The organism is Streptomyces sp. NBC_01320 (genome assembly GCF_035974375.1).
GTDB lineage: Bacteria > Actinomycetota > Actinomycetes > Streptomycetales > Streptomycetaceae > Streptomyces > Streptomyces yanii.
In genome coordinates, this window is record NZ_CP108390.1 from 5553212 (window position 1) to 5578003 (window position 24792).

Consider the following 24792-nt stretch of genomic DNA (forward strand, 5'->3'; position numbering starts at 1 on the left):
CGCCTGCCAGGGTCCGGGCGCATGAACTGTATTTTCTGCACCCTGATACGGGAGGACTCGGCGCGGTGGGTCCTCCGCGGTCCGGTGGTCTCCGCGTTCGCCCCGCTGGACGCCCTCGCTCCGGGGCACACGCTCGTCATCCCGACCGCCCACCACGCGGACCTCTTCGACATCCCGGCGGACGTGCTCGCCGACACGATGACGCAGGTGCAGCGGGTGGCCGAGGTGATGCGGTCGGCGCTCGGCGCCGGGGGCGTGAACATCCTGAGCGCGAGCGGGCCGGGCTCGCAGCAGTCCGTTCCCCATCTGCACGTCCACGTCGTGCCCCGTTGGCCCGGCGACGGGTTCTCGACCTGGCCCGCCGGGCGGTCCGCGCAACGTGTCGACGGCGATCCCATCGGCCGCCTCGCCGAGGCGGTCGCGGACCTGTGAGGGGGGTGCGGTCTCGGCGAGGAGGCCGCACCCGGTCGTTACGCGTCCGGCTCGATCACGGTGAAATAGACGGCGAACGCGGCGACCGCGTCGTCCTCGGCGATCCTGCCGTCGTGGTCCGTGTCCAGGCTCCGCGCGGCCAGTCCTGCCGACTCCTCGCTCGCGCCCAGGACCTTCAGCGCCCGCTCCACGGCGGGCACCGAGGCCGCGCCGTCGTCGTCGTTGTCCGCCACGGCGATCGCCGCGCGCAGGAACGGGCGGGCGATCTCCGCGAAGCGCTCGGGGCTGTCGCGCAGCCGTTTCACGGCCCCGCCCACGAACTCCTCACGGGTGACGCGCTGGTCCCCGTCGACATCGGCGATGCCCGCCATGCCCTGCCAGAACGCCTCGGCCCCGGTGTAGAGCGCCTGCCCCTTGTCGCAGCGGGCCGTCGTACCGAATTCGGCGAGCAGACGGGCCGCGGCGGCGTTGAAATCCGCGCGATCGATGTATCCGTTGCCGTCCTGGTCGAAGGCGGCGAAGCGGAAGGCGATCTTGCGCTCATACTCTGCGCTGTCCATGCGGGGAGCGTACGACGCCTGCGGGCATCACGTGTCACTTACGCGCGCCACCGGTGTTACAACCTGGTCTTAACGCCGGGTGGCAGGCTGGTTTCAGGCCGAAAGCGGCTGGGCTCCGTCGTCGACGGCCGCGTCCCAGTCGGGGTAGACATCGAACAGACGGCGCACGCCGAGGGCGGCGAGCACGCGGTTGACGTGGGAGCCCTCCTCCGCGCCGCGGGCCGGCAGGATCAGCCGCAGTCGCCCGCCGCAGGAGCGCATCAGACGGCGGGCCGCGATCAGCACGCTGACGCCGCTCGAATCGCAGAACAGCACCTCGGAGAGGTCGAGCACCACGTCGTGACGTCCGACGGCGACCACGTCATGGACGGACTGGCGGACCGCGGGCGACGTCACCAGGTCCAGTTCGCCTCGTATGTGCAGGACGGTCCATACGCCCTGCTCGGTCTCGGCCACTTTCAGAGTCACTCGACTGGGCCTCTCGTTCCGGGGAATCCGACGATCCGGAAGTATCCGTTCCTCCTCGCGGCTGCCCCCGCAGCGCACCCATGAAACACCGCCCCACAGAAGTAGACACAGACGAGTTTCAGGCAGAAATGATCACTTCAGGTCCGATTCCAGCATCCCGGGACGTCGCATTCCCTACCGTCCAGGGCGCTCTCCGGGACGTACTTGCCGCAAAGACGCCTGCAGGGTGAGTGCCGCCGACTACATTCGATGTGACGAGGGGGACAGGGCTGGGGGTCCTATGGCGAAAGACGCACCGCCCCGCTGGGACCGCAGGATGCAGCAACGGCTGGCACGCGGCGAGGCGGCGGCCCTCGGCGAGCTCTACGACCGCTTCGCTTCACTCGTCCACAGTCAGGCCCACCGGATGCTCGACGACGAGTCGGCCGCCGACCTGGTGACCCGCGAGGTCTTCGGGTACGTGTGGGAGAACCCCGACGCGTACGACCCCAAGCAGGGTTCGATGCGGTCCTGGGTGGTCCGGCTCACCCACCGCCAGTCCGTGCAGCGCCTGCGTGCCGCGGAACCGTCCCCGTTCGCGCGGGGCGAGGACGGCAGCGAGGAGGGCGAGCAGGACGGGGATGAGGACACCGCGGCCCGGCAGGAGCTGGAGGAGCGGGTGCGGCGCGCCACGGCCGCAGCCCGCGCCGACTACATCGTCGCCTCCATGCCCGCACCGCTGCGGGCCGCACTGGAACTCGCGTACATCCAGCGCAGGGACTACCGACAGACCGCGACCGACCTCGGGGTGACCGAGGACGAGGCCCGCCGTCGGCTCCGGCTCGGGCTGCAGCTGCTCTCCACCGCCAACACCCGCCCGCTGGAGGGGTCCGCGCCGCCCGGATACGGACGGACCCCGTGACCGGCGACGACGACGCGAACGGGCGCGACGACGAGGTGCGGGGCCCGCGGCGCGTACCGGGACCGCGGGCGGCGGCGGACGACTTCGACCTCGGCGCCGTACCGACGGCGCCCGCCCCGGCGCTTCCCCACCGCGTACTCAAGGCCCTCCTCGGCGCCTGGGCGCTGGCCGCCTGTTCCGCCGACGAGACCGAGGCGGTCGAGGCGCACCTCACCGAGTGCGCCGCCTGCGCGGACGAAGCGCTGCGGCTGCGCGACGCGGTCGGTCTGCTGCACACCGACCGCAGCCTGGACCTCGACCCGCTGCTGCGCTCCCGGGTGCTCGAAAGCTGTCTGAGCCGTCGCCCGGCCAGGATCCCGGTACCGGGCTGGGCCGTTCCGTACGACGCGGAGACCGCCCGCCTCGACGCGCTCCTCCGTGACATCGGCAGCTCGGAATGGCATGCGCCGGTGCGGCTGAGGTGGTTCGAGGGCGAGCGACAGGTCAACCGCAAGACGACGGTCGCCGGGGTGATCGGCCATCTCATGACCGTCGACGGGCTGGTCAGCACCGCCCTCGGCCTGGACGATCCGGCCGCCGGCGAACGCCGCGGGAGCGATACCGCCCCCGGCTCCGAGCTCCCCCTCTCCCCCACCGCGCGCACCGAGACGTACTGGTCGGCGGCCCGACGGCCGGCCACCCGGGCCGTCCGCGAGCCCTGGCGCGACCAGAGCCACGCCCTCATCCGCACGGTGTCGTTCGCCGGCCGCGGGGTCGCCGAGCTGTCCGTCTCGTACGGGGACTTCGCCCTCCCGCTGCAGGACGCCCTGCTGGACCGGGCCTTCGAGTGCTGGGTGCACGGCGGTGACATCGCGGACGCGGTGGACTATCCGTACGAGGCCCCGTCCGCCGCCCATCTCCACCGGATGATCGATCTGGCGGCCCGGCTCCTGCCGGCCGCCCTCGCCGGACGCCGCCGGGCCGGGCTCGCGGCGCCCGCCCGCCACCTGGTGACGGCCGGCTCGCCGGGCCGTTCGCTCCATCTGGAGATCGAGGGCTCGGGCGGCGGCAACTGGTACATCGCCCTGGACTCCCCGGCCGCGCTCGGCTCGCCCGACCACGCGGTCGCGCAGGTGGCGCTGGACGGCACGGAGTTCTGCCGGCTGGTCGCGGGCCATGTGTCGCCCGTCGACGCGGCGGCCGGGCAGGAAGGCGACCGCGAGGCGGTCCGCGACGTGCTGTTCGCGGCGGCGTCGCTCAGCCGGCTCTAGTGCCCCTCCCGGCAGGCTTTGCCGGTCACGGCACCAGGGTCTCTCGTTCGGATCATGCCGGGCTCGCGGGGCAGGCATGCGCCCTGATCCCGCCTGATCCCGACGAAAGACCCCTGGGGACCTCGGTCCTTCGCGCTACGCGAAGATCACCGTGCGGCGCCCGTTGAGCAGGATGCGTCGCTCCGCGTGCCACTTCACCGCGCGCGCCAGCGCCTGGCACTCCACATCGCGCCCGATCGCGACCAGCTCGTCCGGCGTGACGCCGTGGCCGACGCGCTCGACCTCCTGCTCGATGATCGGCCCCTCGTCGAGGTCGGCGGTCACGTAGTGCGCCGTCGCACCGATCAGCTTCACACCGCGGGCATGCGCCTGGTGATACGGCTTCGCGCCCTTGAAGCTCGGCAGGAAGGAGTGGTGGATGTTGATGATCCGCCCGCTGAGCTGCTTGCACAGATCGTCGGAGAGAACCTGCATGTAGCGGGCGAGGACGACCAGCTCGACGTTCTCCTCGCGGACCAGCTGCAGCAGCTGTGCCTCCGCCTCCGCCTTGGTCTCCTTGGTCACCGGGATGTGCCGGAAGGGCACGTCGTACGAGGCGGTGAGCTCGGCGAAGTCCGTGTGGTTGGAGACGACGGCCGCGATGTCGATCGGCAGCGCGCCGATGCTGGAGCGGAACAGCAGGTCGTTGAGGCAGTGGCCGAACTTGCTGACCATCAGCACGACCCGCATCCGGTCCGAGGAGCGGTGGATCTGCCAGTCCATCCGGAACGAGTCCCCGACGGCCGCGAAACTGGCCCGCAGCTTCTCCACGGTCACCGGGGCGTCCGCCGAGAAGTGGACCCGCATGAAGAAGAGACCCGTGTCGTGGTCACCGAACTGCTGACTGTCCTCGATATTGCAGCCGGTCATGAAGAGATAACTCGACACGGCGTGCACGATGCCCTGTTTGTCCGGGCACGACAGGGTGAGGACGTACTGCTCGGGGGTGGTCTCAGCAGGCTGCGGCTCGGTCATGCCCGTAGCGTGCCACACCGTCCCCGGTTCAGGCGGTTCTGGTCATGATGCGGAGCACGTCCAGGGAACGCGGCGGGGTGTCGGGGTCCTCGCCGTCGTTCGTGGCGAGCAGCACGTGCGCCTCACGGGCGGCCCGCACGGCTTCCGGCCAGCCGTGGTGCTCCAGGTAGGCGGAGACGGGGGCGTCGGCGCCGACCTGGTGCATGATGCGCAGCACCCGCAGCACGGCGACGTCGACGAGGGCCGCCTCGCCGGAGTCGCGGAAGACCGTCCCGACATATTTCTCGGCGGACCAGTTGTCCAGCCAGGTGTCCTCGACCAGGCGGTACACGGCGTCGGTGACATCGCCGTACCCCTCCCGGCCGGCCAGCCAGCACTCGTGGTGGAAGACGGGGTCGGAGAGCATGTGCAGCGCCGAGCGCACGTTGCTGCGCCAGCGCCACCAGGGAACGTCATTGAGCGGCATGCCGCCCATGGTGGAGGAGCGACGGCCGCGACGGGAAGTGTTCTCCGAACCTTGCTGCACGGTTGTCGATCGTACGTTCCCTCCTTCCGGGCTCGCACCGGCCCCTGCAATTCACCTGGATGTCACCGAGCGTTGAACGGGGCACACATCGGCGTTACCCCGAGCGCGGAAATGTTCATGCCCATGACCGGATGGCGACGCCTCACCTCTCCCCGCCCCTACACATTCCTCACATGTACGGCGGCGGCCGGGGCATTGCTGATCACCGGCTGCGGTGCGCTCCCTGGGGCCTCGGGGGACTCCAGGGAGCCCGTCACCGTCATGACCTGGGCCCCCGACGGCTCCAACGGTCCGGATACGGAGAACATGGCGGGCATGACGGCCATGGCCCGCGCCTACGCCCGCTGGGTGAACAACAACGGCGGGCTCGACGGGCACAAGCTGCGCGTCGTCACCTGCAACGAGGAAGACATGTCGAACGGCGCGGGGGACTGCGCCCGGCGGGCGGTCGCGGAGAAGGTGGTCGCGGTCGTCGGCTCGTACAGTCCGGAGGGCCACTCCTTCATGGGGCCTCTGGAGGCCGCCGGGATCCCGTACATCGGCGGCTACGGGGCCTCCGCCGAGGAGTTCACCAGCTACGACTCGTACCCCGTCAACGGCGGCCAGTCGGCGCTTCTGGCGGGCAACGCCAAGCAGCTCGCCCGCAGTTGTGAGCGGGTCTCCCTGGTGCGCCCCGACACGCTGGGCGGCGACAGCCAGGCGTGGCTCTTCAGCACCGGCCTGAAGGAGGAGAAGCGGCCCGCGCCCACCGACGTCCGGGCGGCGGAGGCGGCCACGTCCTACGGCCAGGCCGCCGAGCAGGCGCTGGAAGGGGCGGGGCGGTCCGACGGGTGCGTGACCACGGTGCTCGGGGACCGCACGGAGACGTTCTTCGACTCCTTCCGCCGTCTCGAACCGTCGGACGGGTCCGTGCGGATCTCGTCGGTCCTCGGCAGCGTCGGCCAGCCGCTGATCAACAGCACCGGCGGGCGGAACAGCCCGTTCGAGGGGGCGTACGTCACCGGCTGGTACCCCGAGTCGGGGGATGCCCGCTGGGACGAGATGCGCACGGTGATCCGGAAGCACGCGTTCGGCGACAACCGGATCGACCCGGACGACACGGGTGTCCAGACGACGTGGATCGCGTACACGGCGCTGAAGGAGATCGTGACGGCGATCGACGCCCCGGACATCACCGGCGGCAAGATCACGACTGCTCTCAACAGGGGTGCCGAGGTCGATACCGGTGGCCTCACCCCGGTGCTGCGGTGGCGGTACGAGGACACGCTGGGCTCGTCGGCGTATCCGCGGATCGTGAACCGGAAGGTGACATTCCAAGTGGTGCGGAAGGGCCGGCTGGTGGCCGAGAGGAAGGGGTTCGTGGACGTCACGAACACGCTGTCGGAGGCCAGCGCGAAGGGCTGAGCACCCTCAAGCCCCTCCGGCGGTCGAGGAGCGGGGTGCGGGCGCACGGGGGTGGGGGGGTGCTGCCCCAGCGCTGGGCAGCACCCCCGCACCGCCGTCAGAGCTCCGTCGGCGCCCGCCGCGTCAACCCGTACTTCGCCGCGATCGAGTTCCACAGCCCCGACGCCTGCGCCTTCGCCGTGCTCGCCTCACCGCTCGCCCGATCGGCCTGGGCCTTCTCGGACGTCGCGCGGGCCTGCCCGTGCTTGCAGACCTTCTTGCCGTTCTTGGCCTGTGCGGCCCACGCCGCGTAGTGGTCGTCGGCGGAGGCCGACGCCTGCCACGCCTTCGTGAGCGCCGAGGTCAGCTGCGCGTTGTTCGGCAGCTTGTCGACGGTCAGCCCCTGCAGCCGCGTCACCAGGTCGCGGCGCTGCTTGGCCGCGCCCTGCAGATCGGTGACCGCCTGGTCCAGGTTGCTGCAGGACTTGGTCTTCTCCACGGCCCCGATGACCGCCGCACGGCTGTTGTTGCTGTCCGCGAGCAGCTTGTCGAGCGCCTCGGCCTGCGGCTTCGCCGGGTCGGCCGCCGCCTGCGTGGAGGGCTTCGCGGCGGGCGAACTCGCCGCGGCCACCGGCTGCTTGTCGTCCGCGCCCTTGTCGTCGCCGCTCATCAGCGCACCCGCGCCGAGCCCGACGACGGCGCAACCGACGACGACCGCGGCGATCAGCGGGACGTGCGACGGCTTCTTGCGCTGCCCGGCCCGGCCCTGCGGCGGCTCGCCGTGCTGCGGCTGGTAGGCCGGCGCGGGCTGCTGGTGCGGCTGGCCGGCGCCCTGGTACGGCGCCTGTCCCAGGTCGAACCGGGGCATCTGCTGCGTGGAGGCCGCCGGCTCCTCGGCGCGGAACAGGTTGTCGAACTCGGCGGGGGGCTGCCGCTCACCGGGCGTCCCCGGCCTGATGCCGTACGGGGCGCCACCGGGCACCGGCGGAATGTACTGGGTCGCGTCGGCCTCGGAGGCCGACGTGGGCGGCTGCGCGTGGGCGATGAACTGGGTCGCCTCCGCGGCACTCTCGGGCGGCACCGGCGCGATGAACTGCGTGGCATCCGCGTCGCCGCCCATGCCCGCACCCGCACCCGTTCCCGGTACGGCCTCCGGGGGCAGCGGCTGAGCGTACGGCTGGGCCTGGGGCTGGGCGTACTGCTGGGGCTGCGCATACGACTCGGGCTGGGCGTACGGCTGAGGCTGCTCGGCCGGCAGGGGCAGGCCCTGCTGCCCGTACGCCTGCCCCTGGTCGTACTGCGCGTACTGGCCCTGCGGCGACCCGTCCTGCTGCGGCGCCTGAGGCCCCCAGGCCTGACCCCATGGCTGCCCGCCCGCCGGAGCGGGCTGGTCGGCCGGTCCGCCCGGTATCCAGGGCTCGCCGCCACCTGCGGGCAGCACGACACCTTCGTGCGCGGGCCGTACAGCAGGGAGCTGCTGCTCGTCACCCTGTCCGCTCTGCGTCACCGGGACTCCTACGTGTAAACCTACGGAATCGTCGGCTCACGCTATCGGGTGACAGCCGCCCTCCGCCAAGCGCCCGATATCACTCACCCCCCCTTCACAGGGGCAGTAACACGCCGGGCCCTGACGACGCAGTTAACGGGCGTCCCGAAAAATCCCTGATCAGACTCCGGTCAGGCTGCTTGGAGCTCCAGCCGCGCCCCGAACTCCCGGACCGCCGGCTCGTCGCCGTACGGGACCAGCCGCTGCTGCAGATCGTCCAGGTACTCCGCGCCCCGGCTCGACCGCACCGTCCCCAGCAGCTCCATCGCCCGCGTCCCCGTATGACACGCCTGCTCCACCTCGCGCAGCTGCACCTGCGCCGTGGCGAGCAGCACCAGACCGATGCCCCGGCGCCGGGCCCGGGACTCCGGGAGGCCGGCCAGGGACTCCGTCGCCCGGCGCGCGGCCGCCTCCGCCTGGCCGAGATCGCGGTGACAGTGGGCCAGCTCGTCGGCGAGATAGGCGGAGTCGAAATGGGCGATCCATGGCGGTTCGTCACCGGTGTCCGGTTCGGCGTGCTCCAGCGCCGCCAGGGCCCGGCCCGCCACCGCCTGGCAGGTCCGGGCATCACCGAGCAGCGCGTGCCCGCGCGCCTCCGCCGCGTAGAACATCGCCTCCGCGCGCGGCGTGACCCGCCCGCGCGCTCCCTCCTGCGCGGCCCGTGCCAGCTGCGCGATCTCCCGCGGGTTGCCGAGCTGTGCGGCGAGATGGCTCATCGAAGCGGCCAGCACATAGCCGCCGTACGCCCGGTCGCCCGCCGCCTGCGCCAGTCGCAGAGCCTGGATGTAGTACCGCTGGGCGAGCCCCGGCTGCCCCGTGTCGACCGCCATGTACCCGGCGAGCTCGGTGAGCCGCGCGACCGCCGCGAACAGCTGCCGCCCGACCGTTTCGCGGTACGCCCCCGAGAGCAGCCCGGAGACCACGCTGTTGAGGTAGTGCACCAGGACCGGCCGCACATGTCCGCTGCCGAACCGGTGGTCGAGGTCGACCAGCGCCGCCGTCATCGCCGCCACCGCCTCCACGTCCGACATCCCGACCCGCGCCCCCGCCGCGCGCGCCACCTGCGGGTCGGCACCGATGATCAGCCAGTCCCTGCTCGGCTCGACCAGCGCCGAGGACGCGACCGCCGAACCGGACAGGACGTCGCGGCGTCCGACATCACTGCGCCACAGCTCACAGACCTGCTCGATCGCGCCGATCACGGTCGGTGCGAACTGCAGGCCGACTCCGGACGCCAGATTCTTGCCGTTGGCCATCCCGATCTCGTCGATCGTGACCGTACGGCCGAGCTTGCGCCCGAGCGCCTCGACGATGATTCCCGGTGCCCTGCCGCGCGGTTGCTGTCCGCGCAGCCAGCGGGCCACGGAAGTCTTGTCGTAACGGAGGTCGAGACCGCGCTCGGCGCCGACCATGTTGACCCGGCGGGCGAGGCCCGCATTGGAGCATCCGGCTTCCTGGATGAGCGCCTGGAGCCGTTCGTTCGGCTGGCGTGCGACGAGAGGCCTGGCTGCCATGTTTCCCCCTGAGACCGCAGTGATCGGTGAATGGATCACTGCCCGGCATATGCCCAAGAAATGCGCACATGGATCATGTTGGTGTTTTCCATAGCGTTCACGGTGTTCGCAGTATTCATGGCTCTTATCGTGTCGTTGTTCAGGTTCGGCGCGTATTCGGCATGGGGGAACTGTTCCGGATTCCCCACATGTGGCTACCCGTCCCTCGACGCACTGCCTCATACGCGCCCCCGTCCATGCATCCATGCGCCCCATGTGCAGGGCCGATGCGCCGTGACCGCGTTCGCCACGCCCGTAACCCCAGGTGGTGGCGGAAGTTGTGATGTTCGTGGAAGAGCCCATCGGAGTCACGGAAACCGCACAGGTCCCCCAACAACGAGGTGAGCAACTGCTCGACGCCGCCGTGCGCTATGCGGAGGAGCGGCACTGGGACGTGTTCCCCGGCACCTGGCTCCAGGTGGTGGAAGGAGCGGAACGGTGCTCCTGCGGAGAAGCCCGCTGCGCCGCCCCCGGCGCCCACCCCACCCGGCCCGACTGGGCGACCCGGTCGACCGGCAGCGGCGCCGCGGCCCGCCGGATGTGGTCCCAGCAGCCCGGGGCTTCGGTGCTGTTGCCCACCGGGCGCACCTTCGACGCGATCGACGTACCGGAGTCCGCCGGCTTCCTGGCGCTGGCCCGGATGGAGCGGATGAACCTGCCGCTCGGCCCCGTCACCTGCACCCCCGACCGCCGGATGCTCTTCTTCGTACTGCCCGGCGCGGCGGCCAAGGCGAACGATCTCGTACGGAGGCTGGGCTGGAGCGACACCGCGATCGGTCTGCTCGGCCGCGGTGAGGGCCACTACGTGGTGGGCCCGCCGACCAGGATCGGCGGGCGCGGTGCGGTGCAGTGGGTGCGCCGGCCCACCCCCGCCAACCGCTGGCTGCCCGACGCCGGCGAGGTCATCAGCCCCCTCTCCTACGCCTGCGGACGGGAAGCAGCCGACGCGCGCGCACGCCTTTCGTAGGCTGGGCCCCTCACACGGGGACACCGAAAGCAGGAGCACCATGTCGGACCGGAACACGGCGGGATCGCACGGGGCGGTGGAGGCGGGCGGGGCGCGAACGGCGCCGCCCGCCGTTCGCGTACAGGGTTTGTGGAAGCGGTTCGGGGAGCAGGTCGCGGTCGCCGGGATCGATCTGGAGCTGCCCGCAGGCAAGTTCATCGGTCTGGTCGGACCCAACGGTGCGGGCAAGACGACCACGCTGTCGATGGTGACCGGGCTGCTCCGTCCCGACCACGGCACGGTCGAGGTCGGGGGGCACGACGTCTGGCGGGACCCGGTCGAGGTGAAGGCCAGGATCGGCGTCCTGCCGGAGGGACTGCGGCTCTTCGAACGCCTCTCGGGGCGCGAACTCCTCGCGTACACAGGACGGTTGCGCGGGCTGCCGGGCGCCGAGGTCGACAAGCGGGCCAACCAGCTGCTGGACGTGCTCGACCTGGCGGGCTCCCGGAACAAGCTGGTCGTCGACTACTCGACCGGCATGCGGAAGAAGATCGGGCTCGCCGCGGCGCTGCTGCACAACCCCGACGTGCTGTTTCTGGACGAGCCGTTCGAGGGCGTCGACCCCGTCTCGGCGCAGACCATCCGCGGGGTCCTGGAGCGGTACACCCACTCGGGGGCGACCGTCGTCTTCTCCAGCCATGTGATGGAGCTCGTCGAGTCGCTGTGCGACTGGGTGGCCGTCATGGCGGGCGGCACGATCCGGGCACACGGCACCCTCGCCGAGGTGCGCGGCAAGGCGCCGTCGCTGCAGGACGCGTTCCTCGAACTCGTCGGCGCGGGCGGCCGGGACACCGGCGACTCCCTCGACTGGCTGGGCGGCGCCCGATGAGCGTGCTCGACACACCCGTCACCTCCGCCGCCCGCCCCACTGCCGGCGCCGAACGGCTCGTCCGCGTCTTCGTACGGCTCAAGCTGACGCTGCTGCGCAACGGGCTGCGGCAGTCCTCCGGCAGACGGGTCGCGTACATCTCGTCCGTCGTCCTCACCCTGCTCTTCGCGGCGGGCCAGCTCATCGCGCTGGCCGCACTGCGCGGCCATGCCCACGCGGGTTCCCTGACGGTCCTGCTGACCGGGGTGCTGGCGCTCGGCTGGGCGGTGATGCCGCTCTTCTTCCCCAGCGGCGACGAAACCCTCGACCCGAGCCGGCTCGTGATGCTGCCGCTGCGGCCGCGCCCGCTGGTCGGGGCGCTGCTGGTGGCATCGCTCGTCGGCATCGGACCGCTGTTCACGCTCTGCCTGGCGGCCGGTTCGGTGTTCGCGGTGGCGCACGGGGCGGCGGCCGTGGTGTGCGCGGTGGTCGCGGTGCCACTGACACTGGTGGTGTGCGTCGCCCTGGCGCGGGCCGTCGCCACGGCCAACACCCGGCTGCTGAGCTCCCGCAAGGGCCGCGATCTGGCGGTTCTCAGCGGACTCCTGGTCGCGGTCGGCATCCAGGTCGTCAACTTCGGTGCGCAGCGGCTCGGCCGGTCCGGTGGCCTCGCCACGCTCGACCCGGCGGCCGACGTGGTGCGCTGGCTGCCGCCCGCCTCGGCGATCGGTGCGGTGGACTCGGCGGCGCAGGGGTCGTACGGGCGGGCCGTGGCACAACTGCTGCTCTCCGTCGCGGCGCTGGGTGCGCTGGTGTGGCTGTGGCAGCGGAGTCTGGTGAAGCTGATGACCGCCCCGGACGGTTCCACGCTGGCCGCCGCCGGAACGGCCCGGGAGAAGTCCGGCAGGGGCGGCTCCCGGCTCTCCGCACTGCTGCCCGAGGGGCGCACGGGGACGGTGATACGGCGCAGTCTGCGGTACGTGGCACGGGACCCGAAGACCAAGGCCGCCTGGGTGACGGCGCTCGCCATCGGGCTGATCGTGCCGCTGCTCAACGCGGTGCAGGGCACCGGCTCGGTCTACTTCGCCTGCTTCGCCGCCGGGATGCTCGGCATCCAGATGTACAACCAGTTCGGGCAGGACACCTCGGCGTTCTGGATGGTGGCGCTGACGATCTCCTCCACCCGGGACGCCTACCTCGAACTGCGGGGTCGGGCGGCGGCGTTGCTGGTGATCACTCTCCCGTACACGGTGCTGGTGACCGTGGTGACGGCGGCGGTGCTCGGCGACTGGGAGAAACTGCCGGGCGCCATAGGGCTGTCGCTCGCCCTGCTGGGCGCGATGCTGGCGACGGGGGCACTGGCGTCGGCCAACTTCCCGTACTCGATCCCTCAGGACAGCGGGTTCAAGAACGTGGCACCGGGGCAGGCCGGGCTCGCCTGGATCTCGATCTTCGGCGGCATGGTCTCGGCGGCGCTGCTGTGCGCGCCGGTGATCGTGGCGACGATCTGGCTGCATCTGATCGACGCGGAGAACTGGTTGTGGGTGATGCTGCCGGTCGGCGGCGCGTACGGGGCGCTGGTCGCCTGGGCGGGGCTGCGGCTGGCCGCACCGCGCACGGCGAACCGGCTGCCCGAGATCCTGGCGGCGGTCAGCAAGGGGTGACGCGAGCCGGGCGGGGCTGCTCCGTCACGGGGAGACCGGCTCGCGGTCGTTCCGGGGGTCCTCGGCGAACTGCTCCAGGAACGGTTCGACCGCGGCGCGCCAGCCCTCCGGCTGGTCGTAGTGGACGAGATGGCCGGCGTCCGCCACCTCCGCGTACTGCCCGCGTGGCAGTACGCGGACCATCTCCTGAGCCTCCGCCCGGCCCAGCTCGCCGTCCAGGCCGCGGAGCACCAGCGTCGGGCACCGGACCTGTGCCAGCTCCTCCCAGTGCGCGTCGTACACCCATGTCGCACGGGACTGGAGCATCTGGCGGCGGGAGAAGACGGGGCGCCAGCCGTCGGCGCGCTCGGCCATCACCTCGGCGAAGAACTCGCCGCGGGCCGGGTTCGGCCGCTCCACCCAGGGGTCGTCCTCGCCGAACCACTTCCGCACGTCGGAGAGCGTCGCGAACGGCACCGGCCAGGACTTGAACCAGTCCTCCCACTCCCGCTGCGAGGCCGCGCCGAGCGCGGAGGCCCGCATGTCGCAGATGACCAGGGCGCGGACCAGATCGGGGCGCTTCGCGGCGAGCTGCCAGGCGGTGAGGGCACCCATCGAATGGCCGACGACGGTGACGGGGGCCAGATCGAGCTGTTCGATCGCCGCCTCGGCATCGGCGACGTACGCCTCACGCGTGTACGGGCCTTCGGCGGGTTTCTCGCTGCGGCCGTGCCCCCGCTGGTCGAGGCCGACCGCCCGGTGCCGCTCGGCGAGCCAGCGGGTGGTGGAGGCCCAGTGGGAGGCCCGGCCCATCAGTCCATGAAGCAGTAAGACCCCGGGGGCGCGTACGCCCTCCGTGCGCTCCTTGGGCGGGTCTGCGAACTCCCAGGCCGCGAGGCGTACGCCGTCGGATCCGGTTACATCGATGCGCCGCACCATAGGTCCTGGCACCCCCTTCTGGTCCTCGACAACCGCTCGATCGCCGTGTGGTCGCGTCACGCCAGACTATCGAACCTGTATTCGAAAATCGGTGTCCGGCTCGCAACACCCCTCGTTCGAGTGACCCCTTCCAAGGATTGACGTCGCCCGCGGCGGGGAGATCTTCTCCGGGAGGCGGACCACTCGGGGATGAGGGTCCGTGGGGACCGACCTTGAGAGCTCGGGGCTCCAGGTCGGAACAGGGGAGGAGAGGCCCCGGTGCCGCACGGCGCCGGGGCCCTCCCACGTCCGGGGGGTGTGCGGGACCGGGGCCGCGACGTGCGGGGCCGCGGTCTTGTGGGCAGCCCGGACGGGCGGGGCGGTCAGGGTGTTCGTGATCGTGGCAGCCGCCCTCTGCTGCACATGCCAGTACGACGGGCGCATCCACTGCTCCCTCCCCGACCGCATGGCCAGGCGGCCGACACTCTCAGGTATGGCTCAGCCACAGCCTGGCACGCGATGCGCCCGGCCGCTGCCATTCGGGACGGAAAAACGGAAACCGGACGTTACGCTTCGGCTTCCTTCGTACAGGTCGGCGTGCGGTCCACGTGCGCGCTTCCCGGGCCGCCTCCAGTCATTGCTTGGCCACGAACACGTGCGAGGCGACCTCCGAGTCCAGCTCCGCCGCCTCACCGCTGCTGCCGACCAGCACCCCGCCCGGCGACTGCGTCACGCTGACCACGGAACCGGGCTGCACGCCCGCCCGCCGCAACGTATACATCAGCTGGGCGTCCGTCTGGATCGGCTCACCGATCCGGCGCACCACCACGGTCTTGCCGTCGGCGCCCGGGTCGAGCTCGGACAGGCTCACCATGCCGTCGTTCAGGAACGGGTCGGCCTCGGCCTTCTCGCCCAGCTCCTCCAGGCCCGGGATCGGATTCCCGTACGGGGACTCCGTCGGGTGCCGCAGCAGCTCCAGCACCCGCCGCTCCACCGCCTCGCTCATCACGTGCTCCCAGCGGCAGGCCTCGGCGTGCACCTGCTCCCACTCCAGGCCGATCACGTCGACGAGCAGGCACTCGGCGAGCCGGTGCTTGCGCATCACCCGGGTCGCCAGCCGGCGGCCCTCCTCCGTCAGTTCCAGATGCCGGTCGCCCGCGACCTGCACCAGACCGTCGCGCTCCATCCGCGCCACCGTCTGGCTGACCGTCGGACCGCTCTGGTCCAGCCGTTCCGCGATCCGGGCGCGCATGGGAACGACGCCTTCCTCTTCGAGTTCGAGGATGGTGCGGAGATACATCTCCGTTGTGTCGATCAGTCCGGACATTCGTGCCCCTCGATGCTGTGACATGAAAAACGTCGTGCGCTGGCCCTCAAGCAATTCTGACGCATACCGCTGACAACCGTGCCGTGCCTACCGAACCCCCTACCGTCCGTGTGCGTCCGGGACGGTATTGACAGGTCACTGGTCCAGACCGCAACGTGATCCGCGGCACGGACACCCCACCCCTGCGGAAAGGGCCTCCTCGATGAGCGACAGCATGCTGGCCGGTCAGTTCTTCGATGCAGCGATCGGCCTGCTGGAGCGTGTCCGCGACGAGGAGGCCGGCCCGATCGCGGCAGCCGGGGCCGCGATCGCCGACACCGTCGAAGCAGGCGGCCGGCTCTTCGCGTTCGGCGCCGGCCACTCGTCCCTCGCCGCCCAGGACGTTGTCTACCGGGCCGGTGGACTGGCCCTGATGAACCTGCTCGCCGTGCCCGGCACACTCGGCGTCGACGTCATGCCGGCGACGCTCGGCTCGGCGCTGGAACGGGTCGAGGGGCTGGCCGGCGCCGTGCTCGACTCCAGCCCGGCGAGCGCCGGCGACCTGCTGGTGATCATCTCGCTCTCCGGGCGCAACGCGTTGCCCGTCGAAATGGCGGTCAACGCGCGGGCACTCGGCCTGAAGGTCATCGGTGTCACGTCGGTCGCCTACGCGGACGGAACCCGGTCGCGGCACGTCTCGGGCGGGTTCCTGCGGGACCACTGCGACATCGTCATCGACAGCAAGATCGCGATCGGCGACGCGGAGCTGACGACGAAGGGCGTCGAGGCGCCGTTCGCGCCCGCGTCGACGGTGGTCACCAGCGCGGTGATGCAGGCCATGATGGCGACGGCCGCGGAGCGATTGGTCGAGCGGGGGATCGAACCGCCGCTGCTGCGGTCGGGGAACGTCGACGGCGGGCACGAGTGGAACGGGCGCGTGATGGCGGAGTACGCGGATCGGATCTTCTACCGGCACTGAGGCAGGGGCTTCCCCGGGTGATGGGTTCCGTCCTCGAACGGGGCGAACATCGCCGGTCACGGCACTACGTGGTTGCGCCCAGCGCCCGGGACAGGTCCACCGCTGTTGCCACCCGGGCCGCCACGCTCTCCGCGTACGTCGCGTCCTGGCGTTCGAAAGGGCTGCGGTTCGCCGCCCGGAGGAACGTCACCACGCCCAGCGTCCGGCCCCGGCTCCGCAGCACCGCGCACAGGGCATGGACCGAGTCGCCCGGCCACTGACGGTCCGTCGCCCAGGCCCCGGCCCCCGGAGCCGCACCGGCGCTCACGCGGACCGAGCCCGTGCGGTCCACCGCTTGGAGCGCCGGGTGGCCCGGGGCGTAGCGGAGCGGGATGCCGCCGCCCGCCACGGGCTGGCACGGGCCGGGAGCGTCGGTCGGTGTCGCCGCCGCCCGGACCAGTCGCGCCCCCGCCACCAGGTCGATCAGCGCATGGTCGGCGAACCCCGCGAGTGCGTAGTCCAGGTAGGACGTCGCCGCCTCCATCGGGTCCTCGCACTCGGCCGCCGACCGGCACGCCCGGTGCAGCTGGTTCGACCGGAACCGCACCCGGTCCGCCTCCTGCGCCGCCAGCCGCTCCGCCGTCACGTCCTCGAACAGCCAGCCGACCCCCAGCGGAACCGGCTCCTCCGCGAGCGGCGACGCCAGCTGCAGGAACCCGCTGTGCCAGCAGCGCCGCCGGTCCCCCTCCGCCGTCCGCAGCGTCACCCACAGATCGGCGGGCGCGGGCGGCGGTCCCTCGGCCAGGACGTGCTGCAGCGCGCCCTCCAGGTCCTCGACACCCTGCACGATCAGCTCTCCGAGCGGGCGTCCCAGCATCGTCGTACGGCCGCCGCCGAGCGCCCGCGCCGCATAGGCGTTGACGACCGTCGGCCGCAGGTCCACGTCGACGAGGACCACGCCCCAGGAGGCGTCCTCGAACAGCGCCTCGCTGAGGGCGATCGACCGCTCCAGGTCGATCTGCGCGTGCACCTCGCCGAATGCGCAGTAGACCCCGGCCGGCTTCCCGTCCGCGCCCCGCACTCCGGCCGACTGGGTCCGTACGAGCACCCGGCCGCCGTCCTTGCGCAGCAGCGCGAACTCGTGGACCTGGCGGCCCGGCGCGTCCATGGCCGCCATCAGCCGCCCGTGCACCTCACCCGCGTCCGCATGGCGCACCGCCCACCCCGCGAACCCGGGCCGCCCCACCGCTTCCTCGGCGGTCCAGCCGAGAATCCGCTCGGCCTCTCGGTTCCAGTGGGTGATCGCACCGCCCGCGTCGAACGCGCAGAGCGCCGCGTCCATACCGTCGAGCAGCGCCGCGAGCAGCTCCGACCCGGGGATGGGGTCGGGCCCGAGGGCGTCAGTGATCCCACTGCTCCTGGAAGCGCTCATCCCGGACCCCCTGCCGGACGTGTCCGCCGTTGCCACACGTCAGATCATTGAACTCGAACGTGAGTCAGCACACATCGAATTCCGGGAAATCGGTACTCCGAAAGATCTCGATAAATGGGTTGTGCGGTCCCGGAGAGGTTCCTAGTGTCCTGCGCCGGAGATCCGTCGGCAGAAGTGGGCGAGGGAGTCGAGGATTTCTTCGGCGGTCTTGGTCCAGATGAACGGCGTGGGGTCCTCGTTCCAGTTCTTGACCCAGCGGCGGATGTCGGCTTCGAGGGCCTGCACGTTCTTGTGCGCGCCTCGGCGGATCATCTGGTCGGCCAGGAAGCCGAACCACCGCTCGACCTGGTTGATCCATGAGGAGCCGGTCGGGGTGAAGTGCAGTTGGAACCGGGGGTGTTTGGCCAGCCATGTTCTGATCGCCGGGGTCTTGTGGGTGCCGTAGTTGTCGACGATCAGGTGGACCGCCAGATGCGCGGGCACCTGCTTGTCGATCTTGATCAGGAACTTCTTGAACTCCGCCGCCCGGTGCCGCCGGTGCAGGGAGCTGATCACCTCGCCGGTGGCGACGTCGAAGGCCGCGAACAAGGTGGTCAGACCGTTACGCACGTAGTCATGAGTCCGCCGCTCGGGCATTCCAGGCATCATCGGCAGCACCGGCTGAGACCGGTCCAACGCCTGGATCTGGGACTTCTCGTCCACCGACAGCACCACCGCGCCCTCGGGCGGGTTGAAGTACAGACCTACGACGTCGTAGACCTTCTCCACGAACAAGGGGTCTGTCGAGAGCTTGAACGTGTCCGTCAGGTGTGGCTTGAGCTGGAACTTCCGCCAGATCCGGCCGACGCTCGACTTCGACAGGCCGCTGCGGTCGGCCATCGACTTCCGCGACCAGTGCGTGGCGTTCTTCGGGATCTCCTCCAGCGTCGCGACCACGACCGCCTCCACCTGATCGACGCCGATGGTGGGTGGCCGGCCCGGCCGTGGCTCGTCCACCAGGCCATCCAGCCGCTCGGCCAGAAACCGCCGCCGCCACTTGCGGACCGTGTCCGCGGTCACCCGCAATTCGCGGGCGACCACGACGATCGGCGGGACCTCGGGCCCGGCACACGCGAGCACGATCCGGGCCCGCAGGGCCAACGCCTGAGCCGTCGTAGCCCGACGCGTCCACCGCTCCAGTGCCATCCGCTCCTCGGCGGACAGCAGTAACGGTTCCAGCTTCGGACCACGACGAGGAATGGATGTACCAGCTGCAGAAGTCACACAACAACTAACGATCAACTACCGGCGCAGGACACTAGTGTGTGTTGTACACGTTGAAAGGAGGTGATCCGAAAAGTGCAGTCTTATCGGATTCGTGAGGTGGCTGCGGGCTGACAGCCCGTCGTCGCACATCGTGCACCTCGGCAGGCTGTCTGCCGAAACCCAAGCAGTCACCGACCCGCGGGCTCGCCGGTAGATCCGGTCGGCTCCTCCGCAAGGAGGGACCAGAGCCCGCGGGTTTCTGCGTGTCCGGAGCCGGTCAGGGGCAGAGGCGTTCCACTCGCCAGCCCTCACCCTCGCGTACGTACCGCAGCCGGTCGTGGAGACGGTTCTCGTGGCCCTGCCAGAACTCGATCGTCTCCGGTACGACGCGGAAGCCGCCCCACTCGGGGGGTGCGGGGATGTGTTCGCCCTCCGGGTAGCGGGCCGCCAGTTCCTCGTACCGGTCGATGAGTTCCTGGCGGGAGCCGATGACCGTCGACTGCTCGCTCGCCCAGGCGCCCAGCTGGGAGCCGTGCGGGCGGGTACGGAAGTAGGCGACCGTCTCCTCGCGGGCGACACGGGCCGCAGTGCCGGTGACGATGACCTGACGGGCCAGCGGGTGCCAGGGGAAGAGCAGGGAGACGTACGGGTTGGCGGCCAGCTCGCGGCCCTTGCGGGAGGCGTAGTTGGTGAAGAAGACGAAACCGCGGTCGTCGTACTTCTTCAGCAGCACGGTCCGGGAGGAGGGGCGGCCGTCGGGGGTGGCCGTGGAGACCACCATGGCGTTCGGCTCGTAGACCATTCCACCTGCGGCGATCTGCCGGAACCAGTGGGCGAACTGCTGAATCGGGTTGGCGTCGAGCGTGTCCTCGGTGAAGCCCTCGGAGCGGTACTGCTCGCGCATCGCGGCCGGATCGGTGGTGGAATCGGAAGGGGAATCTGCGGTGGGCACGGGGTCATCCTGCCGCAGGGGCCGAGTCTGCCCGGTAAGGAGGGGTGCCAATCGCTCTCGGATGAAGTGGGTGGCTGTGCCGGATGTCACGCTTCCCCGCATCGTGGGAACCCGCCAATATCTTGGGGCAGGCCACTGTGGCCTCCATACAGCCGCCGATCGAGGGAGCCCATGATGTCCGACTTCGTACCCGGACTCGAAGGAGTCATCGCGTTCGAGACGGAGATCGCCGAACCCGACAAGGAAGGCGGCGCGCTCCGCTACCGCGGGGTCGACATCGAGGATCTCGTCGGTCACGTGTCGTTCGGGAACGTGTGGGGTCTGCTGGTCGACGGGGCGTTCAACCCCGGGCTGCCGCCCGCCGAGCCGTTCCCGATCCCGGTCCACTCGGGTGACATCCGTGTCGATGTGCAGTCCGCGCTGGCCATGCTGGCGCCGGTCTGGGGGCTGAAGCCGCTCCTCGACATCGACGAGGAGACCGCCCGCAACGATCTGGCGCGGGCCGCCGTGATGGCACTGTCGTACGTCGCCCAGTCGGCGCGCGGGCAGGGGCTGCCGATGGTCCCGCAGAGCGAGATCGACAAGGCGCAGTCCGTCGTCGAGCGGTTCATGATCCGCTGGCGCGGCGAGCCGGACCCGAAGCACGTCAAAGCCGTCGACGCGTACTGGACGTCGGCCGCCGAGCACGGCATGAACGCGTCCACGTTCACCGCCCGGGTCATCGCGTCGACCGGCGCCGATGTGGCGGCCGCGCTCTCCGGTGCGGTGGGCGCGATGTCGGGTCCGCTGCACGGCGGCGCCCCGTCCCGGGTCCTCGGCATGATCGAGGAGATCGAGCGGACCGGTGACGCCACCGCGTACGTGAAGAAGGCCCTGGACCAGGGTGAGCGGCTGATGGGCTTCGGGCACCGGGTCTACCGGGCCGAGGACCCGCGGGCGCGCGTGCTGCGGCGGACCGCGAAGGAGCTGGGTGCGCCGCGGTTCGAGGTGGCGGAGGCGCTGGAGAGGGCCGCGCTGGAGGAGTTGCACGCGCGGCGCCCGGACCGGGTGCTGGCGACGAACGTGGAGTTCTGGGCGGCGATCATGCTGGACTTCGCGGAGGTCCCGGCGCACATGTTCACGTCGATGTTCACGTGTGCGCGTACGGCGGGCTGGTCGGCGCACATCCTGGAGCAGAAGCGCACGGGGCGGCTGGTGCGGCCGTCGGCGAGGTATGTCGGACCCGGGCCGCGTGACCCCCGGGAGATCGAGGGGTACGAGCAGATCACGGATCTGGGGATCTGACGGTCCCGGTACCGCGCACGCCCGGCGGGATCCGGACAAGAGGCCCTAGAGCTTGCCGCGGAGAGTGACGGTGCGGTGTCCGCCGAGGCGGCGCCGCACCTCCTGTTCGAAGCCGTGGGTCAGCTCCGCCCAGTTCCAGAAGGTGAGGCCGAGCTGCCCGCAGGCGTAGTAGTCGTCCTCCCAGCTCCAGCGGTCGATGCCGGAGGGCCGGCGGCAGGAGGGGCACTCCACGACGCCTTCGCCGTTCGCCCAGGCGCCGAGCCGGCCCGCGAGCGGGGCCCAGGCACTGTCGACGGGGCACCAGGTGTCGTCGACGAGGCGGATCTCGGTGGCGCAGAGCGGGCAGGTGGCAGCTCCCGCGTCGCCCTGGCCGCTGTCGAAGACGGTGCGTCCGGTCGCGACGTAGAGGCCGTTGCTCCACAGGTCGACCGGTTCCGGGTCGTCGACGGCCTTGGCGTAGTTCGGACCAGGTGCGTTGCCGTAGCCGTCCCCGTCGAGGACGCAGTCGGTGCGCTCGGCGCTGACGATTCCTTCGGCGATCAGCCAGTCGAGGAGCCCGGCGCCGAGTGGTGCGGCGTCCTGCTCGGTGGCGTCGAGGTCGACGATCGTCTGGAAGTAATCACCCACAGGTACCCCAAGGTCAGTCGAGTGCGTCGTCCAGCAGTGCCGCCCACTGTGCCACGACCCTCTGACGCCGGGCGGTGTCATCGGTCAGCACATTGGCCAGCCCGAGGCCGCGCGCCATGTCGAGGAGGCCCTGGACGGTTTCGCGTGCGCCGGGCTTCGTCTCGTCGGCGGCGAGGAGTTCGACGGCGATGCGGTGGGTCTCGCGGCCGACGCGGGCTTCGAGTTCGGTGACGCGGGGGCGGAGCTGCGATTCGTTGGACGCGGCGACCCAGAGCTGGAGGGCGGCGCGGAAGAGCGGGCCGGTGTAGAGATCGACGAGGGCGGCGACGACAGCCGTACGGCCCTGGACGGGCAGGGCGCGCAGGGCGGCGGAGCGTTCCTCGGCGACGTATTCGACGGCGGCGGTGAACAGGTCCTCGCGGGTGGGGAAGTGGTGCTGGGCGGCGCCTCGGGAGACCCCGGCGTGTTCGGCGACGACGGAGACCGTGGAGCCTGCCCAGCCGTGTTCGGCGAGGCAGGCGACCGCTGCTTCGAGCAGCCGTTGGCGGGTGGCGCGGCTGCGGTCCTGCTTGGGGGTCCTGTCGGTGGGAGGCGTCACAACACCCATGCGGGGTCCCGTCGTTCGAGGAAGGCCGTCATCCCCTCCCGTGCCTCGGCGGAGGCGAAGAGTGCTGCCGAGCGGGCGATGAGGTCTTCGGCGTACTGGTCGAAACTCTCCCGCACAGTAGCTGTGACCAGCTCCTTCGATGCTGCCAGCCCCTGCGGTGAGGCCCGGCGCAGTCCGTCCAGTACGGGTACGAGTGCTTTGTCGACGTCCCCGGCGGCGATGGTGACGAGGGAGATGCGGGCCGCTTCGGTCGCGTCGAACCGTTCTCCGGTGAGGTAGTAGCGGGCGGCGGCCCTGGGGTCGGTACGGGGCAGCAGCGGCATCGAGATCACGGCGGGGGCGAGGCCGAGCCGGGACTCGGTGAGGGCGAAGGTGGAGGCGGGTCCGGCGACCGAGATGTCGCAGGCCGCGAGGAGGCCGAGTCCGCCGGCCCGGACATGTCCGTCGACGCGGGCCACGACCGGTTTCGGCAGGGTCACGATCTGCCGCATCAGGGCGACGAACGCCTCGGGCTCCGGGGGTGCGCCCAGGTCGGCTCCGGCGCAGAACGTGGTGCCGGTGTGGGTGAGGACGACGGCGCGTACGGTCTCGTCCCCGCCGTAGGCGGCGAGCGCTTCGTGGAGTTCGGCGACGAGCCGTGCGGAGAGCGCGTTGCGGTTCGTCGGTGAGTCCAGCCGTACGGTGGCGATCCCGCGCTCGCGGCCGGTGCGGACCAGTTTCATGCCTCTTCCACCCTCTCGCCGGCCTTTTCGTTGGCCTTCTCCCGGTCGCGCAGTTCGCGCCGGAGGATCTTTCCGGAGGTGGCCCTCGGTACGGCGCCGATGAATTCCACCCGCCGGACCTTCTTGTACGGGGCGACGCGCTCGGCGACGTACGCCATGACGTCGTCCGCGGTGAGGTCGGCGGCGGCGACTCCCGCCTGCCGGACCAGATACGCCTTGGGGACTTCGTTGCTGTCCGTGTCGTACACCCCGATGACGGCGGCGTCCGCGATCGCCGGATGGCCGAGCAGCAGGGCTTCGAGTTCTGCGGGGGCGACCTGGTAGCCCTTGTATTTGATGAGTTCCTTGACCCGGTCGACGACGGACAGCCAGCCGTCGGCGTCGACGCGGCCGATGTCGCCGGTGTGCACCCACCCGTCGGCGTCGATCATGTCGGCGGTGGCGTCGGGCCGGCCGAGATAGCCCTTCATCACCTGTGGGCCGCGGATGAGCACCTCGCCGTCGGTGTCGATCCCGGCGTCGCGGTCCGGGTCGTCGAGGGAGGCGATGCGCATCTCGGTGCTGGGCAGGAGTTTCCCGACGGCGCCGGCCGGCGGATTCTCGGCGGCGAGCGGGACGACATGGGTGCCGGGCGAGAGTTCGGTCATGCCGTACGCCTGCCGTACCGGCGGCAGTCCCAGGCGCCGGGAGCAGGCGGCGGCGAGTTCGGCGTCGAGCGGGGCGGCGGCGCTGACGATGTACTCCAGCGACGACAGGTCGTACTGGGCGACGGCCGGGTGCTTGGCGAGGGCCAGGACGATCGGCGGGGCCACGTACAGCCCGCTGATCCGGTGCTTCTCGATCGCGGTGAGGAACTGGACGAGGTCGAAGCGCGGCAGGACGACGACGGTGGCGCCGAGCCGAAGCGGGGCGTTCATCAGAGCGGTGAGCCCGTAGATGTGGAAGAACGGCAGGACGGCCAGGATCCGGTGGCCGGGGTTCATCGGGATGAACGGCCGCAGCTGTTCCAGGTTGGTGGCCATGGAGCGGTGGGTGAGCATCACGCCCTTGGGCGTGCCGGTGGTGCCGGAGGAGTACGGCAGTGCGGCGATGTCCTCCGCCGGGTCGATGGCGATCTGCGGTTCGGGGGCGGTGGAGCCCAGCATGTCGAGGACGGAGGTGTGTCCGTCGGCCCGGTCGCAGACGAATATCTCCTCGATGCCGCCGACGAGTTCGGCGGCGCGGCGGGCGGTTCCGAGAAGCGCGGAGACGGTGACGATCCAGCGGGCGGAGGAGTCGCGGAGCTGTTTGGCGAACTCCTCAGCCGTGGCGAGCGGGTGCACGGTGGTGACGGTCGCGCCTGCCCGGGTGGCTCCGAAGAACACAGCCGGGTAGGCAAGGGTGTTGGGACTGTGGAGGGCGAGGACGTCGCCCTTGCGGACCCCGGCGGCGGCGAGCGCTGCCGCGATCCGCCGGTGGAAGGTGTCGAGTTGCCGGTAGGTGAGGGCGGTGGTGCCGTCGGTGCCGTCGATCAGGGCGACCGTGTCGCCGTAGGTGCCGGCGGCCTGCCCGAGGACCGCTTCATGGATGGGCAGGTCGAGCGGCCGGACGTCTGCGTACTCGCTGCGGAACACGTTCACCGTGGCGGGTCCCTTCGATACGGCGGGTGGAG

At 71.0% G+C, this 24792-nt stretch carries 24 protein-coding genes; 9 read left to right on the forward strand and 15 right to left on the reverse strand.

Going from position 1 to position 24792, the window contains the following annotated elements; all coding sequences use genetic code 11:
- The first annotated feature begins 21 nt into the window (after window positions 1-21).
- On the forward strand, window positions 22-432 hold the full coding sequence (locus OG395_RS25160; protein ID WP_327244949.1) for an HIT family protein: 411 nt from the start codon (window positions 22-24) through the stop codon (window positions 430-432).
- A gap of 38 nt (window positions 433-470) precedes the next feature.
- On the opposite strand, the gene OG395_RS25165 is transcribed toward OG395_RS25160, so the two are convergent.
- Window positions 471-992, reverse strand: coding sequence for an EF-hand domain-containing protein (locus tag OG395_RS25165; protein ID WP_327244950.1), 522 nt, complete (start codon window positions 990-992; stop codon window positions 471-473).
- A 93-nt stretch (window positions 993-1085) separates the two neighbouring features.
- Entirely contained in the window at window positions 1086-1460 is a 375-nt protein-coding gene (locus OG395_RS25170; RefSeq protein WP_266982836.1) for an STAS domain-containing protein, read from the reverse strand.
- Between the two features lie 280 nt (window positions 1461-1740).
- Between OG395_RS25170 and OG395_RS25175 the strand changes: the two genes are divergently transcribed.
- Together OG395_RS25175 and OG395_RS25180 are read left to right on the forward strand one after the other, a co-directional pair.
- Window positions 1741-2361, forward strand: a complete 621-nt coding sequence (locus OG395_RS25175; protein ID WP_327244951.1) for an RNA polymerase sigma factor — start codon at window positions 1741-1743, stop codon at window positions 2359-2361.
- Window positions 2358-3611: a maleylpyruvate isomerase N-terminal domain-containing protein gene (locus tag OG395_RS25180; protein ID WP_327244952.1), complete on the forward strand. Its 1254-nt coding sequence runs from the start codon at window positions 2358-2360 to the stop codon at window positions 3609-3611. Before OG395_RS25175 ends, OG395_RS25180 begins: the two co-directional genes overlap by 4 nt.
- A 135-nt stretch (window positions 3612-3746) precedes the next feature.
- Here OG395_RS25180 and purU read toward each other — a convergent pair whose 3' ends face one another.
- Together purU and OG395_RS25190 are read right to left on the reverse strand one after the other, a co-directional pair.
- The gene (purU, locus tag OG395_RS25185) at window positions 3747-4625 is read right to left on the reverse strand and encodes a formyltetrahydrofolate deformylase (protein WP_327244953.1); all 879 of its coding nucleotides are present in this window, start codon (window positions 4623-4625) and stop codon (window positions 3747-3749) included.
- A gap of 28 nt (window positions 4626-4653) precedes the next feature.
- Window positions 4654-5100 carry an SCO4402 family protein gene (locus OG395_RS25190; protein ID WP_266990554.1) on the reverse strand — a complete coding sequence of 149 codons (447 nt, stop codon included), beginning with the start codon at window positions 5098-5100 and terminating at the stop codon, window positions 4654-4656.
- Window positions 5101-5274: 174 nt separating this feature from the next.
- Between OG395_RS25190 and OG395_RS25195 the strand changes: the two genes are divergently transcribed.
- Complete coding sequence (locus tag OG395_RS25195; protein WP_327244954.1) at window positions 5275-6555, forward strand: ABC transporter substrate-binding protein; 1281 nt, start codon at window positions 5275-5277, stop codon at window positions 6553-6555.
- 97 nt (window positions 6556-6652) lie between these two features.
- Here the strand turns inward: OG395_RS25195 and OG395_RS25200 are convergent, their stop codons facing one another.
- Window positions 6653-8041 carry a hypothetical protein gene (locus OG395_RS25200; protein WP_327244955.1) on the reverse strand — a complete coding sequence of 463 codons (1389 nt, stop codon included), beginning with the start codon at window positions 8039-8041 and terminating at the stop codon, window positions 6653-6655.
- A gap of 170 nt (window positions 8042-8211) precedes the next feature.
- Window positions 8212-9594, reverse strand: a complete 1383-nt coding sequence (locus tag OG395_RS25205) for a transcriptional regulator (RefSeq protein WP_327244956.1) — start codon at window positions 9592-9594, stop codon at window positions 8212-8214.
- Between the two features lie 319 nt (window positions 9595-9913).
- Between OG395_RS25205 and OG395_RS25210 the strand changes: the two genes are divergently transcribed.
- Genes OG395_RS25210 through OG395_RS25220 form a run of 3 tightly spaced genes read left to right on the forward strand, consistent with a single transcriptional unit; the run spans window position 9914 to window position 13111 of the window.
- Window positions 9914-10600: a bifunctional DNA primase/polymerase gene (locus OG395_RS25210; protein ID WP_327249451.1), complete on the forward strand. Its 687-nt coding sequence runs from the start codon at window positions 9914-9916 to the stop codon at window positions 10598-10600.
- Between the two features lie 40 nt (window positions 10601-10640).
- Window positions 10641-11468, forward strand: coding sequence for an ABC transporter ATP-binding protein (locus tag OG395_RS25215; protein ID WP_327244957.1), 828 nt, complete (start codon window positions 10641-10643; stop codon window positions 11466-11468).
- Window positions 11465-13111: a transporter gene (locus OG395_RS25220; RefSeq protein WP_327244958.1), complete on the forward strand. Its 1647-nt coding sequence runs from the start codon at window positions 11465-11467 to the stop codon at window positions 13109-13111. The genes OG395_RS25215 and OG395_RS25220 overlap by 4 nt, the downstream gene beginning before the upstream one ends.
- 24 nt (window positions 13112-13135) lie before the next feature.
- Here OG395_RS25220 and OG395_RS25225 read toward each other — a convergent pair whose 3' ends face one another.
- Window positions 13136-14029 (reverse strand): alpha/beta fold hydrolase, encoded by an 894-nt coding sequence (locus OG395_RS25225; RefSeq protein WP_327244959.1) that lies wholly within the window; start codon window positions 14027-14029, stop codon window positions 13136-13138.
- A gap of 613 nt (window positions 14030-14642) precedes the next feature.
- Entirely contained in the window at window positions 14643-15335 is a 693-nt protein-coding gene (locus tag OG395_RS25230) for a metal-dependent transcriptional regulator (RefSeq protein WP_327244960.1), read from the reverse strand.
- A gap of 202 nt (window positions 15336-15537) precedes the next feature.
- Between OG395_RS25230 and OG395_RS25235 the strand changes: the two genes are divergently transcribed.
- Window positions 15538-16293 (forward strand): SIS domain-containing protein, encoded by a 756-nt coding sequence (locus OG395_RS25235; protein WP_327244961.1) that lies wholly within the window; start codon window positions 15538-15540, stop codon window positions 16291-16293.
- Between the two features lie 64 nt (window positions 16294-16357).
- Here the strand turns inward: OG395_RS25235 and OG395_RS25240 are convergent, their stop codons facing one another.
- From OG395_RS25240 to pdxH, 3 genes are all read right to left on the reverse strand, one after another.
- Complete coding sequence (locus OG395_RS25240) at window positions 16358-17704, reverse strand: PAS domain-containing protein (protein ID WP_327244962.1); 1347 nt, start codon at window positions 17702-17704, stop codon at window positions 16358-16360.
- A gap of 141 nt (window positions 17705-17845) precedes the next feature.
- The gene (locus tag OG395_RS25245; RefSeq protein WP_327244963.1) at window positions 17846-18889 is read right to left on the reverse strand and encodes an IS630 family transposase; all 1044 of its coding nucleotides are present in this window, start codon (window positions 18887-18889) and stop codon (window positions 17846-17848) included.
- 337 nt (window positions 18890-19226) lie between these two features.
- Window positions 19227-19853, reverse strand: coding sequence for a pyridoxamine 5'-phosphate oxidase (gene pdxH, locus OG395_RS25250; protein WP_266990558.1), 627 nt, complete (start codon window positions 19851-19853; stop codon window positions 19227-19229).
- 222 nt (window positions 19854-20075) lie between these two features.
- On the opposite strand from pdxH, the gene OG395_RS25255 reads away from it, so the two are divergent.
- Window positions 20076-21185 (forward strand): citrate synthase 2, encoded by a 1110-nt coding sequence (locus OG395_RS25255; RefSeq protein ID WP_327249452.1) that lies wholly within the window; start codon window positions 20076-20078, stop codon window positions 21183-21185.
- 45 nt (window positions 21186-21230) lie between these two features.
- Here OG395_RS25255 and OG395_RS25260 read toward each other — a convergent pair whose 3' ends face one another.
- The 4 genes from OG395_RS25260 to OG395_RS25275 are packed head-to-tail and all read right to left on the reverse strand — an operon-like array spanning window position 21231 to window position 24754.
- Window positions 21231-21812 carry a hypothetical protein gene (locus tag OG395_RS25260; RefSeq protein ID WP_327244964.1) on the reverse strand — a complete coding sequence of 194 codons (582 nt, stop codon included), beginning with the start codon at window positions 21810-21812 and terminating at the stop codon, window positions 21231-21233.
- Window positions 21813-21825: 13 nt separating this feature from the next.
- Window positions 21826-22419, reverse strand: a complete 594-nt coding sequence (locus OG395_RS25265) for a TetR/AcrR family transcriptional regulator (protein ID WP_327244965.1) — start codon at window positions 22417-22419, stop codon at window positions 21826-21828.
- Window positions 22407-23141 (reverse strand): enoyl-CoA hydratase family protein, encoded by a 735-nt coding sequence (locus OG395_RS25270; RefSeq protein ID WP_327244966.1) that lies wholly within the window; start codon window positions 23139-23141, stop codon window positions 22407-22409. The genes OG395_RS25265 and OG395_RS25270 overlap by 13 nt, the downstream gene beginning before the upstream one ends.
- Window positions 23138-24754: a 4-coumarate--CoA ligase family protein gene (locus OG395_RS25275; RefSeq protein WP_327249453.1), complete on the reverse strand. Its 1617-nt coding sequence runs from the start codon at window positions 24752-24754 to the stop codon at window positions 23138-23140. Before OG395_RS25275 ends, OG395_RS25270 begins: the two co-directional genes overlap by 4 nt.
- Window positions 24755-24792: the final 38 nt, after the last annotated feature.

What these genes read in the sequence shown, in the direction of transcription:
- OG395_RS25160 (WP_327244949.1), top strand. Translation starts at nt 22, where the DNA reads ATGAACTGTATTTTCTGCACCCTGATACGGGAGGACTCGGCGCGGTGG.
- OG395_RS25165 (WP_327244950.1), bottom strand. Translation starts at nt 992, where the DNA reads ATGGACAGCGCAGAGTATGAGCGCAAGATCGCCTTCCGCTTCGCCGCC.
- OG395_RS25175 (WP_327244951.1), top strand. Translation starts at nt 1,741, where the DNA reads ATGGCGAAAGACGCACCGCCCCGCTGGGACCGCAGGATGCAGCAACGG.
- purU (WP_327244953.1), bottom strand. Translation starts at nt 4,625, where the DNA reads ATGACCGAGCCGCAGCCTGCTGAGACCACCCCCGAGCAGTACGTCCTC.
- OG395_RS25190 (WP_266990554.1), bottom strand. Translation starts at nt 5,100, where the DNA reads ATGGGCGGCATGCCGCTCAATGACGTTCCCTGGTGGCGCTGGCGCAGC.
- OG395_RS25195 (WP_327244954.1), top strand. Translation starts at nt 5,275, where the DNA reads ATGACCGGATGGCGACGCCTCACCTCTCCCCGCCCCTACACATTCCTC.
- OG395_RS25205 (WP_327244956.1), bottom strand. Translation starts at nt 9,594, where the DNA reads ATGGCAGCCAGGCCTCTCGTCGCACGCCAGCCGAACGAACGGCTCCAG.
- OG395_RS25215 (WP_327244957.1), top strand. Translation starts at nt 10,641, where the DNA reads ATGTCGGACCGGAACACGGCGGGATCGCACGGGGCGGTGGAGGCGGGC.
- OG395_RS25220 (WP_327244958.1), top strand. Translation starts at nt 11,465, where the DNA reads ATGAGCGTGCTCGACACACCCGTCACCTCCGCCGCCCGCCCCACTGCC.
- OG395_RS25225 (WP_327244959.1), bottom strand. Translation starts at nt 14,029, where the DNA reads ATGGTGCGGCGCATCGATGTAACCGGATCCGACGGCGTACGCCTCGCG.
- OG395_RS25230 (WP_327244960.1), bottom strand. Translation starts at nt 15,335, where the DNA reads ATGTCCGGACTGATCGACACAACGGAGATGTATCTCCGCACCATCCTC.
- OG395_RS25235 (WP_327244961.1), top strand. Translation starts at nt 15,538, where the DNA reads ATGAGCGACAGCATGCTGGCCGGTCAGTTCTTCGATGCAGCGATCGGC.
- OG395_RS25240 (WP_327244962.1), bottom strand. Translation starts at nt 17,704, where the DNA reads ATGAGCGCTTCCAGGAGCAGTGGGATCACTGACGCCCTCGGGCCCGAC.
- OG395_RS25245 (WP_327244963.1), bottom strand. Translation starts at nt 18,889, where the DNA reads ATGGCACTGGAGCGGTGGACGCGTCGGGCTACGACGGCTCAGGCGTTG.
- pdxH (WP_266990558.1), bottom strand. Translation starts at nt 19,853, where the DNA reads ATGCGCGAGCAGTACCGCTCCGAGGGCTTCACCGAGGACACGCTCGAC.
- OG395_RS25255 (WP_327249452.1), top strand. Translation starts at nt 20,076, where the DNA reads ATGTCCGACTTCGTACCCGGACTCGAAGGAGTCATCGCGTTCGAGACG.
- OG395_RS25265 (WP_327244965.1), bottom strand. Translation starts at nt 22,419, where the DNA reads ATGGGTGTTGTGACGCCTCCCACCGACAGGACCCCCAAGCAGGACCGC.
- OG395_RS25270 (WP_327244966.1), bottom strand. Translation starts at nt 23,141, where the DNA reads ATGAAACTGGTCCGCACCGGCCGCGAGCGCGGGATCGCCACCGTACGG.